Source organism: Streptomyces sp. B3I8 (assembly GCF_030816915.1).
Taxonomy (GTDB): domain Bacteria; phylum Actinomycetota; class Actinomycetes; order Streptomycetales; family Streptomycetaceae; genus Streptomyces.
In genome coordinates this window covers 1,449,129-1,461,950 of record NZ_JAUSYN010000002.1, presented here as the reverse complement: position 1 = coordinate 1,461,950, position 12,822 = coordinate 1,449,129, and the positions used below count along the sequence as shown (strand labels likewise).

Sequence of the window (12,822 nt, the reverse complement as noted above, 5' to 3'; positions counted from 1 at the left end):
ATTGCCAATGGACGGGGCGCTCCCCGCGTCGCACAGTTGACCCATGGAGAGCCCCGAGAGCACCGAGAGTCCCGAGAAGCTTGAGAACTTCGCCGCCCTCGTCCGTGCCGAGTTCGCTCCGAGAACCACCTACCTGAACACCGCGAGCACCTCGCTGCCCCCGGCCCGCACGGTCGCCGCCATGCGCGTCGCGCTCGACGCGGCGGCCGTCGGCCGGCCCACCGACATGTTCGCGGACGTCGAGGCCGCCCGGGCCTCCTTCGCCCACCTTGTCCGCGTACCCGCCACCCGGGTGGCCACCGGCGCCTCGGTCGCGACGTACACCGGGCTGATCGCCACCTCGCTCCCCGCCGGAGCCGAAGTCCTCACCGCCGAGGGCGACTTCAGCTCCGTGGTCACCCCTTTCCACGTACGCCGTGACCTGAAGGTCCGCACGGTGCCGCTGGAGGCGGTCGCGGAGTCGGTGCGCCCTGGCACCACCCTCGTCGCGGTCAGCGCCGCACAGTCCGCGGACGGCCGCATCGCCGACCTCCCCGCGATCCGTGCCGCCGCCCACGCGCACGGGGCGCGCACCTACGTCGACGCCTCCCAGGCCGCCGGCTGGCTCGACCTCGACGCGGGGGCGTACGACTACGTCTCCGCCGTCGCCTTCAAGTGGCTGCTCTGCCCGCGCGGCGTCGCCTTCCTCGTGGTCCCCGAGGAGCCCCGCGAACTCGAACCCGTGTTCGCCGGCTGGGTGGCGGGGGAGCGGCCCTGGGACAGTTGCTACGGCCCGGTCGAGGAACTCGCGCACTCCGCCCGCCGGTTCGACGAGAGCCCCGCCCTCTACTCCTACACCGGCGCCCGCCACTCCCTCGCCCTCCTGGAGGAACTGGGCGTGGACACCGTACGCGCGCACGACCTCGCCCTCGCCGAGCGGTTCCGCACCGGTCTGGCCGCCCTCGGGCACGAGCCGGTGGCCGCGCCGGGCTCACCGATCGTCTCGGTGCCCGGACTCGGCGACCGGCAGCCGGCGCTGAGCGCCGCCGGGATCGAGGTCTCCGACCGTGCGGGCAATCTGCGCGCCGCGTTCCACCTCTACAACACCCCGGCGGACGTGGACCGGCTCCTGGACGTGCTGGAGGCGTAGGGACCGCCCGCACACGCCCGGGGCCCCGCCGACCGCGACATCACGGTCGGCGGGGCCCCGGAAGCCGGCTGCCGCCGGGACGCTCACCTCACCGGCGTGAAGTCCCGCGCCCCGATGAAGGACGGCCGGTGCACCGGTGCCGCGAACGGTTCCACCGCCGCGTTCTCCACGCTGTTGAACACGATGAACACGTTGCTGCGCGGGTACGGCGTGATGTTGTCGCCCGAACCGTGCATGCAGTTGCAGTCGAACCAGGTGGCCGAGCCCGGCTTGCCGGTGAACAGCCTGATGCCGTACTCGCCCGCCATCGCGGTCAGCGCCTCGTCCGACGGCGTGCCCGCGTCCTGCATCTGCAGCGACTTCTTGTAGTTGTCCTTCGGCGTGGCCCCCGCGCACCCGAGGAACGTCTTGTGCGACCCCGGCATGATCATGAGGCCGCCGTTGGTCTCGTAGTTCTCGGTCAGCGCGATCGACACGGACACCGTCCGCATGTTCGGCAGACCGTCCTCGGCGTGCCAGGTCTCGAAGTCCGAGTGCCAGTAGAAGCCACTGGCCCCGAAGCCCGGCTTGACGTTGATCCGCGACTGGTGGACGTACACGTCCGAGCCGAGGATCTGCCGCGCCCGGCCGACGACGCGCTCGTCGCGCACCAGGGCCGCGAACACCTCGCTGATCCGGTGCACCTCGAAGACCGAACGGATCTCCTGGGACTTCGGCTCGACGATCGACCGCTCGTCGGCCCGGACCGCAGGGTCGGCGACCAGCCGCTCCAGCTCGGCGCGGTAGCCGGCGGCCTCGTCCTGGGTGATGAGCTGGTCGACGGCGAGGAAGCCGTCGCGGTCGAGGCCGAGCAGTTCGTCCGCCGAGACCGGACCGGGCGTGTCCGGGGCGCCCCAGACGACCGGGTCCTGCCGGGGCACGGACACCTCGGTGGCCCCACGGGTCGGGTAGAGGTCGGTGACGCCGGATCCGGCGGCGGACGACGTGCTGGTGGGAGCGGTCATGGGGTCCTCACACCTCCTCGGTGAGCAGCGGGTAGACGCCGTTCTCGTCGTGGTCCTCCCGTCCGGTCACGGGCGGGTTGAACACGCAGACGCAGTGGAAGTCCTTCTCCTTGACCTTGAGCGTGTGCCGCTCGTGGCCGTTGAGGAGGTACATCGTGCCGGGGGTGATCGTGTAGGTCTTCCCGGTCTCGCGGTCGGTGAGCTCCGCCTCGCCCTCGGTGCAGACGACGGCCTCGATGTGGTTGGCGTACCACATCGACGTCTCCGTGTTCGCGTAGAGAATCGTCTCGTGCACGGAGAAGCCGACCTTCTCCTTGGCGAGGACGATGCGCTTGCTCTCCCAGGTGCCGGACTCGGACTTGATGTGTCGGTCGGTGCCTTCGACTTCCTTGAACGATCGGACGATCACGGTGGGGTGGGCCTCCTTCTCGGTGGGCGCGGTGTGCGCCGGGCTCGGCGTTTCTCGGGGTGCGTGATGCTCTCGGGCCCGCCGGTCGTCGTGCCGACGGCCGGAATCAGGCCGTCTCGCGGACCGCGCGGGCGAGGACGCGCAGCCCCTCGTCCAGTTCCTCGCCGGTCGTGGTGAGGGCGGGCAGCAGCTTGACGACCTCGCTCTCCGGACCGGACGTCTCGATCAGCAGGCCCAGCTCGAAGGCCCGCCGGGCGATGCGGCCGGCCCGCTCCTTGTCGTGGAACTCCAGGCCCCACACCAGGCCGCGGCCGCGGTACTCCTTGATGTCGGCCAGGTTCTCCTCGGTGATGGAGATGAGCGCCTGCTCGACCTGCTCCCCGCGGGCGCGGGTCTGCTTCTCCATGGCGGAGCCGTCGGTCCAGTAGGTCTCCAGCGCGGCGGTGGCGGTGACGAACGCCGGGTTGTTGCCGCGGAAGGTGCCGTTGTGCTCGCCCGGCTCCCAGACGTCCAGCTCCGGCCTGAACAGGGTGAGCGCCATCGGCAGGCCGTACCCGCTGATCGACTTGGAGACGGTGACGATGTCGGGCGTGATGCCGGCCTCCTCGAAGGAGAAGAACGCGCCGGTACGGCCGCAGCCCATCTGGATGTCGTCGACGATCAGCAGCATGTCCTGGCGTTCGCACAGCTCGGCCAGCGCGCGCAGCCACTCGGGACGGGCGACGTTGATGCCGCCCTCGCCCTGCACGGTCTCGACGATCACGGCGGCGGGCTTGTTGAGGCCGGAGCCCTGGTCCTCCAGCAGCCGCTCGAACCAGAGGAAGTCCTCGACGGCGCCGTCGAAGTAGTTGTCGAACGGCATCGGCGTGCCGTGCACCAGCGGAACGCCCGCGCCGGCCCGCTTGAACGCGTTGCCGGTGACGGCGAGCGAACCCAGTGACATGCCGTGGAAGGCGTTGGTGAACGACACGATCGCCTCGCGGCCCTTCACCTTCCTGGCCAGCTTCAGCGCGGACTCCACGGCGTTGGTGCCGGTCGGGCCGGGGAACATCACCTTGAACGGCAGGTCGCGCGGGCGCAGGACCAGGTCCTGGAAGGTCTGCAGGAACTGCCGCTTGGCGGTGGTCGACATGTCGAGCCCGTGCGTGACGCCGTCGCGCTCCAGGTAGTCGATCAGCGCGCGTTTCAGCACGGGGTTGTTGTGGCCGTAGTTGAGCGAGCCGGCGCCGGCGAAGAAGTCGAGGTAGCCGTGGCCGTCCTCGTCGTACATACGGCTGCCGCGGGCGCGGTCGAAGACGGCGGGCCAGCCGCGGCAGTAACTGCGTACCTCGGATTCGAGAGTCTCGAAGACGCTGAGGTCGGGCTGGGTGATGGTCACGCGAATCGCTCCTCGGTGGTGGGGTGGGAGTGGGACTCGGACGTAGCGGGACGAGGCCCCGGCGCGGGGAGGCGAGAGGGGAACAGGTGGTGCCGGGGCCGTCGGACTCAGGCGGCGTGTGCCGAGGGGGTACCGCCGGCCGCGAGCGGGCCGATGCGGTGCAGCACCTCGGGGTCGTGCGGACCGTCGGGGAACCGGTCCGTCCCGAACAACACCGTGTGCTCGACGGTCGCACCGTGGCGGCGGGCGAACGAGGCGAACAGGCGCTCGGAGGCGGTGTTGCCGGGGCTGATGGTCGTCTCCAGGCCGGTGACGCCGTGCTCGGTGACGACGCGGGCGGCCAGGTCGTCGAGCATGCGGGCGGCGAGGCCGCGGCCGCGGTACGAGGCGTCGACGGCGACCTGCCAGACCAGCAGCGTGCCGGGGCGGTCGGGACGCAGGTAGGCGGTGATGAACCCGACGGGGGTGCCGTCGGCGGTGCGGGCCACCACCGAGGTGCCGGCGAAGTCACGGCACCACAGCAGGTAGCTGTAGGACGAGTTGAGGTCGAGGGTTCCGGAGTCCTTGGCGATGCGCCACAGTGCGGCGCCGTCCGCCACCTCCGGACGGTCTGTTCGTACGTCTCCGGTGTTTCCGGTCATTCCCGTGAATTCCGCTGACAGGTCGGCTCGTGCGGCGGTCATGCGGAATGAACTTACCCAGGTGAATTGAAAATTGCATCGCCGAGGGGGGTTACGTGTGGACGACACGTGTGTTATCGGGCGGGCGCGGGCGTCCGGGCGAGGCGACGGTGATATGTCCTGATAAGCGGGGTGAACAAAGGGGCGAAACGGCCTCCCTGTGGAACGCGTCACAACGACGCGACCCCGAGGAGGAGTGACCGGATTGCGCCTTTTCGGGTGCGTGAAATTGTTGCGTTTAGGCCGAAGAAGATCGGGCAGGAGCATATGGGAAACTGCTCGGGCGATAAAAGAAAATGTAAGTGATATTGCCTCGGGAAGTCACCGGAGAAAGTAGCCGACAATTACCCCTTGTAAGAGGCGCGGGGAACTGCGCTTCTTTACAGGGGGACGGGGGGCGGAGCCCCCCGGGGGGCAGGACGGGGAGGCGGGGGCGCCCCCCTGGTTCAGCCCTCGACGACCCGCACCGCCCCCGCCACATCCACTCCACCCACGCCGGCCCCCTCCAGCGCCGCGCCCAGCGCGACCAGGCACCGCCGCACGATCTGTCCGTGCGCGTCCGCCCCGTAGTGGTTCACCCGCACCATCTCCCGCGCCGCCGCGCCGCCGCCCGCCACCAACGGCACCCCGGGATCCACCGCCAGCGCCCGCGTGACGAGGTCCGACGCGCTCACGGCCCCCTTCACCCGCACCGTCGTGGCCACCGGCGCCGCCTCCCGCGCCTCGTACACGTACGGCTCCAGCCCGCCCCCGAGGGCCTGCACTCCCGCCCTGGTCGCCGCCGCGGCCGAGGCGTGCGCGGCCATCACCTCGTCGAGCCCCCGCGCCTCGATCCGCTCCAGGCAGGCCTCCAGTGCGAGCATCTCGAGCTGCGCCGGCGCGTGCGGCAGCGCACGCCGCCCCGCGTCGATCCACCGCTCCTTCCAGTCCAGGAGCGACAGGTACGACCTCCGGGGCGCCCGCGGGTTGGCCGTCATCCGGGCCCACGCCCGCTCGCTCACCGACACCGCGGACACGCCCGCGGGCCCGCCCATCGCCTTCTGGCCGCCGATCACGCACAGGTCCACGCCCCACGCGTCCACCCGCACCGGCTCCGCCGCGACCGAGGCCACCGCGTCCAGGTAGAGGAGGGCGCCCCGCTCGCGTACGACCTCGCTGATCTCCGCGACCGGGTTGGTGTTGCCGGTGGCCGCCTCCGCGTGCACCAGCGACACGAAGTCGATCTCAGGGTGCTCCGCGAACGCCGCCCGCACCTGCTTCGCGCTCACCGCCGTGTGGAACGGCACCACGAGGTCGACGACGGTCGCACCGCAGTCCCGCAGCCAGTCCCCGAACGTCTGTCCGTACGGTCCGGTGATCACGTTCAGTGCGGTGGTGCCGGGCCCGGCGCACCCGCGGATCGCGCCCTCCAACGGCAGCAGCGCCTCACCCTGCATGATCACCACGTCGTTCCGCGTGCCGAGCAGCCGGGCCACCCGGTCCTCCACGGACGCGAAGCGCGCGGCGGTCAGCGGGGCCAGGTCCAGCAGGGGGTGGTTCACGGCGGGCTCTCTCCACTCAACGGGTCACTTAACGGTCGCCGACGCGGGTAGGAAACACCGGTGTCACCCGCGTCCCACACCGCACAGTGAGCCTAATCCCACCCTTCCGTCCCCTCCTTCCCCCACCGAACCGCAGGCCCTATGACCCCTTCGACCATCGGTTTGGTTTGAGAACCTCAAACATCTCCTTATAATCGGAAGTCCGTCTGTGTCTCACAGACGGACCACAGTCGCACCGATCCCGTGGCGCCCGTATCACCCGCGTCACCCGCGTCACCTGCACCAACCGCACCACAACCGCCCCGTACGCCCCCACAGGAGGCCCCCGTCGTGAACACGGTCCCCGGACGCCGGACCCGCGTGCTGACCGCCACTGCCGCGGTCGCCGGACTGCTCCTCGCGGCCGGCTGTTCCTCTGGCGACGACGGCGGCAAGAAGGCCACCGCCAAGGGCGTGCCCCTGGTCAAGGCCGGCCAGATCACCACCTGCACCCACCTGCCCTACCCCCCGTTCCAGTCCGAGATCGACGGCAAGGTGCAGGGTTTCGACGTCTCCCTCGTCGACCTGGTCGCGCACGACCTCGGGGTGAAGCAGGCGATCGTCGACACGCCGTTCGAGAACTTCAAGACCGGTGCCTTCCTCAACTCCGGCCAGTGCGACCTCGCCGCCGCCGGTATGACGATCACCGAAGAGCGCAAGAAGAACGTCGACTTCTCCGACCCGTACTTCGAGGCCACCCAGGCGGTCCTGGTGAGCAAGAAGAGCGGCCTGACCTCGCTCGCCGACGTCAAGTCCAAGGGCAAGAAGCTCGGCGCCCAGGCACAGACCACCGGTGAGGACTACGCCCGCAAGCAGGGCTTCGACCCGGTCTCCTTCGAGTCCTCCGACGCCGTCCTCAACGGTCTGCGCACCGGTCAGGTCCAGGCCGTCGTCATCGACTACCCGGTCGTCCAGGGCTGGCTCAAGGACAAGGCCAACGCCGACGCCTTCGAGATCGCGGACAACATCAACACCGGTGAGCAGTACGGCTTCACGGTGAAGAAGGGCAACAGCAAGCTGCTGGCCGCCGTCAACAAGGCGCTCGCCGGCGCGAAGGCCGACGGCACGTACAAGAAGCTGTACGAGAAGTGGATCGGCCCGTACGACGAGTCGGCGGCGTCCCCGTCGTCCTCCGCCTCGGCCTCCGCCTCCGCCTCATGACGGACACCGGGACCGACACGGCACTGACACCCCGCAAGTCCGGACTGACCCGGCGGCAGAAGCGCGCGCTCTCGCGCGGCGCGCAGTACGTGATCTTCGTCGCCGCCGTGGTCGCGCTGGCGGTGGGCGCCGACTGGGGGCGGCTGCAGAACCAGTTCGCCCAGGTGGACCTGGCCAAGCAGCTCTTCCCGGACATCATCACGCTGGCCCTGAAGAACACCGTGCTCTACACGCTGTCCGGCTTCGTCGTCGGCCTCGTGCTCGGCATGGTGATCGCGCTGATGCGGCTGTCGTCCGTCGGTCCCTACCGCTGGATCTCCGGCATCTACATCGAGATCTTCCGCGGTCTGCCCGCCCTGCTGATCTTCATCTTCGTCGGGGTGGCCGTCCCGCTGGCCTTCCCCGGCACGGAGATCCCCGGCGGCACGTACGGCAAGGTCGCCATCGCGCTCGGCCTCGTGTCCGCCGCGTACATGGCGGAGACGATCCGGGCCGGCATTCAGGCGGTGCCCAAGGGGCAGATGGAGGCGGCCCGTTCGCTGGGCTTCTCGCACGCGCGGGCCATGGTCTCCGTCGTCGTCCCGCAGGCGTTCCGCATCGTGATCCCGCCGCTCACCAACGAACTCGTCCTCCTCTTCAAGGACTCCTCGCTCGTGCTGTTCCTCGGGGTCACCCTGGAGGAGCGCGAGCTGGCGAAGTTCGGCCGCGACCTCGCGAGCGAGACCGCCAACTCCACGCCGATCCTGGTCGCCGGCCTGTGCTACCTGCTGGTCACCGTGCCGCTCGGATTCGTCGTCCGCCGGCTGGAGGCCAAGGCCGCGGAGGCCACCAAGTGAGCCGGGTGAGCCGGGTGAGCCGAGTGAGCGTCCGAACCGTCCGTACCGGAGAGGCAGTCCAGTGAGCGCCCCCGAGTCCAGCGCCGCCGCCCCGCGATCCGGCGTGCCGGAGATCAGCGTCCGCGCACTGCACAAGTCCTTCGGGGACAACGAGGTGCTGCGCGGCATCGACCTGGAGATCCGCCAGGGAGAGGTCGTCTGCGTCATCGGCCCCTCCGGCTCCGGCAAGTCCACGCTGCTGCGCTGCGTGAACCTCCTGGAGGAGCCCAGCAAGGGCCAGGTCTTCGTCGGCGGCACCGAACTGACCGACCCGGACGTCGACATCGATGCCGTGCGCCGCCGGATCGGCATGGTCTTCCAGCAGTTCAACCTGTTCCCGCACCTGACGGTGACCGAGAACCTCACCCTGCCGCAGCGCCGGGTGCTCCGCCGGGACAAGGCGACGGCGGCCCGGGTGGCCGCCGAGAACCTGGAGCGGGTCGGGCTCGCCGAGAAGGCGGACGCCTATCCGTCCTCCCTCTCCGGCGGCCAGCAGCAGCGCGTGGCCATCGCCCGCGCGCTGGCCATGGGCCCGGAGGTGATGCTCTTCGACGAGCCCACCTCCGCGCTCGACCCGGAACTGGTGGGCGACGTCCTCGCGGTCATGCGCCGGCTGGCCCACGAGGGCATGACGATGATGGTCGTCACCCACGAGATGACGTTCGCCCGTGAGGTCGCCGACCGGGTCGTCTTCATGGACGGCGGAGTGATCGTCGAGGACGGTACCCCCGACCAGGTCATCACCGCCCCACAGCACACCCGCACCCGCCACTTCCTCTCCCGCCTCCTGGACCCCGCGATGGCGGAGGTGGAGGAGGAGACGTCGGACCTGGTGCACGGGGCGCCGAAACCACCGGTCACCCAGCAGGAGCGGCCTCCGACGCCGCCGGGGCGGGGGGTCTGAGGGGATCGCCACCGCGCCCGGTCCGGCACGATGCCGACATCGACGTGCACCGTGGTCATCGCGGACTTGATGCCGTGCAGCGGATCCACGTGCCTACGGATCGGCATGGTGTCGCGCACCTGGTCGGGGCGAACGGCCGCGTCGGGGAAGCCCAGTCCGAGGCACGGCACCCGGTCCTGCCCCACTACCCGCCCGAAGCGGACCGGCGGTGACACCGGAGGCTGCCAGTCCGGTTCGGTGATCCGCAGCAGCGCCCCGTCCGCCTCCTCCGCCCCGTCCACCTCCTCCGGGACGTTCATCTGCTCCGGGACGCCCGTCTCCTCATGGATGTCCGGTCCTTCGGCGTCCGGGTGCCGGACAAGTTCGGCGGCCGCCCATTCCGTACGGCCGTGCTCGTCCAACCGCCGCACGTCCACGCGGCCCCCGGTGGGCACCCCACCCACGACATGCCGTGCGGTGAGCACCACGTCGTCACCGATCAGGTACCCGCTGCCCGACTCGCCGAGGACCGGATTCCAGATCTCCACGACCCTCGTTCTGTCCATCCCCCGTCCCGTCCCTCACGCGACACATGGCGACTTCACCGACCGTCCGGCACTGTCGGGGGCGTTGCGGAGAGTGGGCGGAGATCCTCAGGTCCTCCCCGTGCTCGTCGACCGGCTGCAGTGTGAGCGTGACCCGGTGGGTCCGGCCCACGCCGGCCCCACCGTGGGCCTCGATGGTCCAGGGGAGGACGAAGACCCTGGTTCTGGCACCTGCGTCCTTCTTGGCCTCCACGGTGAACTCCAGCTCCACCGGCCCGGTTCGGAACTTGGGGCCCCCGTCCCCGCCGGCCTCCATGGCGCTCCGCAACTCGGCGCGGATCGCCCCGATCGTCTCTCCCAGTTCGGCCCACGGCTCCTGCGGCACGCCCCTGCCCCCTGATCGTCCGGCCCCGGCCCCGCGCCCGGACGGCATGCGGCGGCCGCGGTCACCCGGCTGCCCGACCGCGGTCCGGAGCGTAGTCGGTTGCGCTTTCCCCGGGGAGCCGGTCGGACAACCCCCCGGCGCTCAGGAGACCGTGTCGTCGAACCCGAGGTTAGGGTGCCGTGCATGAGTGATGACCTGGTGCTGCACGTGAAGGGGCGGGTGCTCGTCGGGGCGGACGACGGGCAGGTGCGGGACGAGTTGTGGGTGGTCGGCGGGCGGATCACCTACGACCGGCCGACCGGTGCCGCGGGGCGTGACGTCCGCACCGTCGAGGGGTGGGTGCTGCCGGGGCTGGTCGACGCGCACTGCCACGTCGGGCTCGACGCGCACGGGCCCGTCCCCGACCACGTCTCCGAGAAGCAGGCGCTCACCGACCGCGACGCCGGTGCGCTGCTGCTGCGGGACGCCGGGTCGCCCTCCGACACCCGCTGGATCGACGACCGCGCCGACCTGCCGCGCATCGTCCGGGCCGGCCGGCACATCGCCCGAACCCACCGCTACATCCGCAACTACGCCTGGGAGGTCGAGCCGGAGGACCTGGCCGCCTACGTCGCCCAGGAGGCGCGGCGCGGTGACGGCTGGGTCAAGCTGGTGGGCGACTGGATCGACCGGGAGGCCGGTGATCTGACCGCGTGCTGGCCGCGCGGCGCCGTCGAGACGGCCATCGCCGAGGCGCACCGCCTGGGCGCCCGGGTCACCGCGCACTGCTTCGCCGAGGACTCCCTGCGCGACCTGGTCGAGGCGGGCATCGACTGCGTCGAGCACGCCACGGGCCTGACCGAGGACACCATTCCCCTGTTCGCGGAGCGCGGTGTGGCGATCGTCCCCACCCTCGTCAACATCGCCACGTTCCCGAGGCTCGCCGAGGTCGGCGAGGCCAGGTTCCCGCGCTGGTCCGCCCACATGCGCCGACTCCACGAACGCCGTTACGACACCGTCCGCGCCGCCCACGACGCCGGCATCCCCGTCTACGTCGGCACCGACGCGGGCGGCTCCCTCCCGCACGGCCTGGTCGCGGCGGAGGTCGCCGAACTGGTCACCGCCGGCATCCCTGTGCCGCAGGCCCTGTCGGCGACCGCGTGGGGCGCCCGGCAGTGGCTCGGCCGCCCCGGCCTGGAGGAGGGCGCCCCCGCCGACCTGGTCGTCTACGAGACGGACCCGCGCAAGGACGTACGGGTCCTGGCGGCACCCCGGCGGATCGTGCTGCGCGGCCGGGTGGTTGGGTAGAACTCCGTCCGGCACGGCCGCCACGAAGGCCCTCGAACGCGGCGGTCTCGACCACGTCGCCACTCGTGGCAGTCACGCCACATGCCGACGTGGGGAGCGGACCGTCATCGTTCCCCGCCACGGTGGTCTCGCGCCCCGGCACTTCGCGTTCCGTCCTTCGCCATGCCGACTCGAGCGCTGCCGATCTCGCGGAGCATTTGAAGCAGCGCTTCCGGCGCGGGGCGTTCGGCGTCGCGGCGGCCGCGCTCGCCCCGCACGGCTCATGCCCTCACGAGCGGCCTGCCGTGGCCGGGAGCTGCTCCTCCGGGCGGGGAGCCGTGGCGCGGCGCTTCGCCGCCTGGCGGTCCCGGGCCTTGCGGGCGAGGCGCAGCACGCCCGAGCGGATCACCTCCGCGCGGCGGCTCGACGGGACGAACATCTGCTGCTTCACCCGGGCGATGCGCTGGTGTTTCCGGACGGCGGGACGCAGCCCCGCCTCCCAGTCGGCCAGCGCGGCGGCGAGGTCGTCCGGGTGCCCGCGCAGCGCCTTGCCCAGTTCGGCGCCGCCCTGGAGGGCGGTCGTGGCGCCCATGCCCGAGTAGAGGTTCATGCACCAGGCCGCGTCGCCGACGAGTACGGTCCGGCCCTTGCTCCACCGCTCCATCTTCACCTGGTGCACCGAGTCGAAGAGGTGGTCGGGAGCCTCTTCCAGGGAGTCCAGGACGTACCGCACGACGGGGTCGTCCATGCCGGAGAACACCGTGCGCAGGCGCTCGACCCGGTCCCCGGCGAACTGACCGTCGATGTCGGTGGTGCGGTACGTGAGCAGGGCGGTCGGGGGCTGGTCGGCGAAGCCGAACACCCAGGCCGCACGGCCCGCCCGCGCGGTGATGACGCTGTCCTCGGCGCCGTAGGACGGCACCTGGTCCGGGAGCTGGAAGGCGCAGATCATCGCGTTCCACTTCGTCATGTGGTCCTCGTGCGGACCGAAGACCGTGCGGCGCACGCCGGAGCGGAGCCCGTCCGCGCCGACGACCAGGTTGAAGCTCTCGCGGTACCTCGCGCCGGTGGCGGCGTCGTCGAGGAGTACCTCCACGGCGTCGGCGCCGTCGTCTATCCCGGCGGGCGAGGTGCCGAAGCGCACCTCGACGGGCTCCACGCCCTCCCGGGTGAGACCCTGCCAGAGGGCCTCCTCGATGTCACCGCGCAGCACCGCCGCGGGGTGGCCCGGCTGGCTCAGGAACCCGAGGCCGGGCCTCCGTTTCCCGTGCCGGTTCAGCTCCCACACCGCTCCCTCGTCCGCCGGGTTGCGGGTGTGGAGGTACTCGGCGATGCCCAGGTCGACGGCAGCCTGCCTGCCCTCGGGCATCAGGCCGACGAAGTAGCCGCCGCGCCGGCGCGCGGGCGCCCGTTCGACGATCACGGGAGTCCATCCCGCTGCCCGCAGTCCTATCGCCGCGGACATGCCGGCGATCCCCAAGCCGACGATCAACGCGCGCTTCCGCATGAGAGGTTCCTTAATGTCGT

At 71.1% G+C, this 12,822-nt stretch carries 12 protein-coding genes; 5 read left to right on the top strand and 7 right to left on the bottom strand.

What is annotated here, in order from left to right; all coding sequences use genetic code 11:
• The first annotated feature begins 43 nt into the window (after nt 1–43).
• Nucleotides 44–1,129: an aminotransferase class V-fold PLP-dependent enzyme gene (locus QFZ64_RS08790; protein ID WP_307064076.1), complete on the top strand. Its 1,086-nt coding sequence runs from the start codon at nt 44–46 to the stop codon at nt 1,127–1,129.
• 83 nt (nt 1,130–1,212) lie between these two features.
• Here QFZ64_RS08790 and thpD read toward each other — a convergent pair whose 3' ends face one another.
• From thpD to QFZ64_RS08765, 5 genes are all read right to left on the bottom strand, one after another.
• Nucleotides 1,213–2,133, bottom strand: coding sequence for an ectoine hydroxylase (gene thpD / locus QFZ64_RS08785; RefSeq protein ID WP_307064074.1), 921 nt, complete (start codon nt 2,131–2,133; stop codon nt 1,213–1,215).
• A 7-nt stretch (nt 2,134–2,140) separates the two neighbouring features.
• Nucleotides 2,141–2,542 carry an ectoine synthase gene (locus tag QFZ64_RS08780; RefSeq protein ID WP_307064073.1) on the bottom strand — a complete coding sequence of 134 codons (402 nt, stop codon included), beginning with the start codon at nt 2,540–2,542 and terminating at the stop codon, nt 2,141–2,143.
• A 106-nt stretch (nt 2,543–2,648) separates the two neighbouring features.
• Nucleotides 2,649–3,920: a diaminobutyrate--2-oxoglutarate transaminase gene (ectB, locus tag QFZ64_RS08775; RefSeq protein WP_307064071.1), complete on the bottom strand. Its 1,272-nt coding sequence runs from the start codon at nt 3,918–3,920 to the stop codon at nt 2,649–2,651.
• A 107-nt stretch (nt 3,921–4,027) separates the two neighbouring features.
• The gene (gene ectA / locus QFZ64_RS08770) at nt 4,028–4,561 is read right to left on the bottom strand and encodes a diaminobutyrate acetyltransferase (RefSeq protein ID WP_307071619.1); all 534 of its coding nucleotides are present in this window, start codon (nt 4,559–4,561) and stop codon (nt 4,028–4,030) included.
• Nucleotides 4,562–5,046: 485 nt separating this feature from the next.
• Entirely contained in the window at nt 5,047–6,141 is a 1,095-nt protein-coding gene (locus tag QFZ64_RS08765) for an alanine--glyoxylate aminotransferase family protein (RefSeq protein ID WP_307064069.1), read from the bottom strand.
• Nucleotides 6,142–6,471: 330 nt separating this feature from the next.
• On the opposite strand from QFZ64_RS08765, the gene QFZ64_RS08760 reads away from it, so the two are divergent.
• The 3 genes from QFZ64_RS08760 (at nt 6,472) to QFZ64_RS08750 (ending at nt 9,120) form a co-directional block, all read left to right on the top strand.
• Entirely contained in the window at nt 6,472–7,341 is an 870-nt protein-coding gene (locus tag QFZ64_RS08760; RefSeq protein WP_307064067.1) for a transporter substrate-binding domain-containing protein, read from the top strand.
• On the top strand, nt 7,338–8,177 hold the full coding sequence (locus QFZ64_RS08755; RefSeq protein ID WP_307064065.1) for an amino acid ABC transporter permease: 840 nt from the start codon (nt 7,338–7,340) through the stop codon (nt 8,175–8,177). The genes QFZ64_RS08760 and QFZ64_RS08755 overlap by 4 nt, the downstream gene beginning before the upstream one ends.
• Before the next feature lie 61 nt (nt 8,178–8,238).
• Nucleotides 8,239–9,120, top strand: a complete 882-nt coding sequence (locus tag QFZ64_RS08750) for an amino acid ABC transporter ATP-binding protein (protein ID WP_307064062.1) — start codon at nt 8,239–8,241, stop codon at nt 9,118–9,120.
• A 471-nt stretch (nt 9,121–9,591) separates the two neighbouring features.
• Here QFZ64_RS08750 and QFZ64_RS08745 read toward each other — a convergent pair whose 3' ends face one another.
• The gene (locus QFZ64_RS08745) at nt 9,592–9,960 is read right to left on the bottom strand and encodes a trypco2 family protein (protein ID WP_373430727.1); all 369 of its coding nucleotides are present in this window, start codon (nt 9,958–9,960) and stop codon (nt 9,592–9,594) included.
• A 252-nt stretch (nt 9,961–10,212) separates the two neighbouring features.
• On the opposite strand from QFZ64_RS08745, the gene QFZ64_RS08740 reads away from it, so the two are divergent.
• On the top strand, nt 10,213–11,316 hold the full coding sequence (locus tag QFZ64_RS08740) for an amidohydrolase family protein (protein WP_307064057.1): 1,104 nt from the start codon (nt 10,213–10,215) through the stop codon (nt 11,314–11,316).
• Nucleotides 11,317–11,584: 268 nt separating this feature from the next.
• On the opposite strand, the gene QFZ64_RS08735 is transcribed toward QFZ64_RS08740, so the two are convergent.
• Complete coding sequence (locus QFZ64_RS08735) at nt 11,585–12,802, bottom strand: FAD-dependent monooxygenase (RefSeq protein ID WP_307064055.1); 1,218 nt, start codon at nt 12,800–12,802, stop codon at nt 11,585–11,587.
• Between the last annotated feature and the right edge of the window lie 20 nt (nt 12,803–12,822).

Coding starts and splice junctions, on each gene's coding strand:
- QFZ64_RS08735 (WP_307064055.1), bottom strand. CDS start 12,802: ATGCGGAAGCGCGCGTTGATCGTCGGCTTGGGGATCGCCGGCATGTCC.
- thpD (WP_307064074.1), bottom strand. CDS start 2,133: ATGACCGCTCCCACCAGCACGTCGTCCGCCGCCGGATCCGGCGTCACC.
- QFZ64_RS08755 (WP_307064065.1), top strand. CDS start 7,338: ATGACGGACACCGGGACCGACACGGCACTGACACCCCGCAAGTCCGGA.
- QFZ64_RS08745 (WP_373430727.1), bottom strand. CDS start 9,960: ATGGAGGCCGGCGGGGACGGGGGCCCCAAGTTCCGAACCGGGCCGGTG.
- QFZ64_RS08790 (WP_307064076.1), top strand. CDS start 44: ATGGAGAGCCCCGAGAGCACCGAGAGTCCCGAGAAGCTTGAGAACTTC.
- QFZ64_RS08740 (WP_307064057.1), top strand. CDS start 10,213: ATGAGTGATGACCTGGTGCTGCACGTGAAGGGGCGGGTGCTCGTCGGG.
- ectA (WP_307071619.1), bottom strand. CDS start 4,561: ATGACCGGAAACACCGGAGACGTACGAACAGACCGTCCGGAGGTGGCG.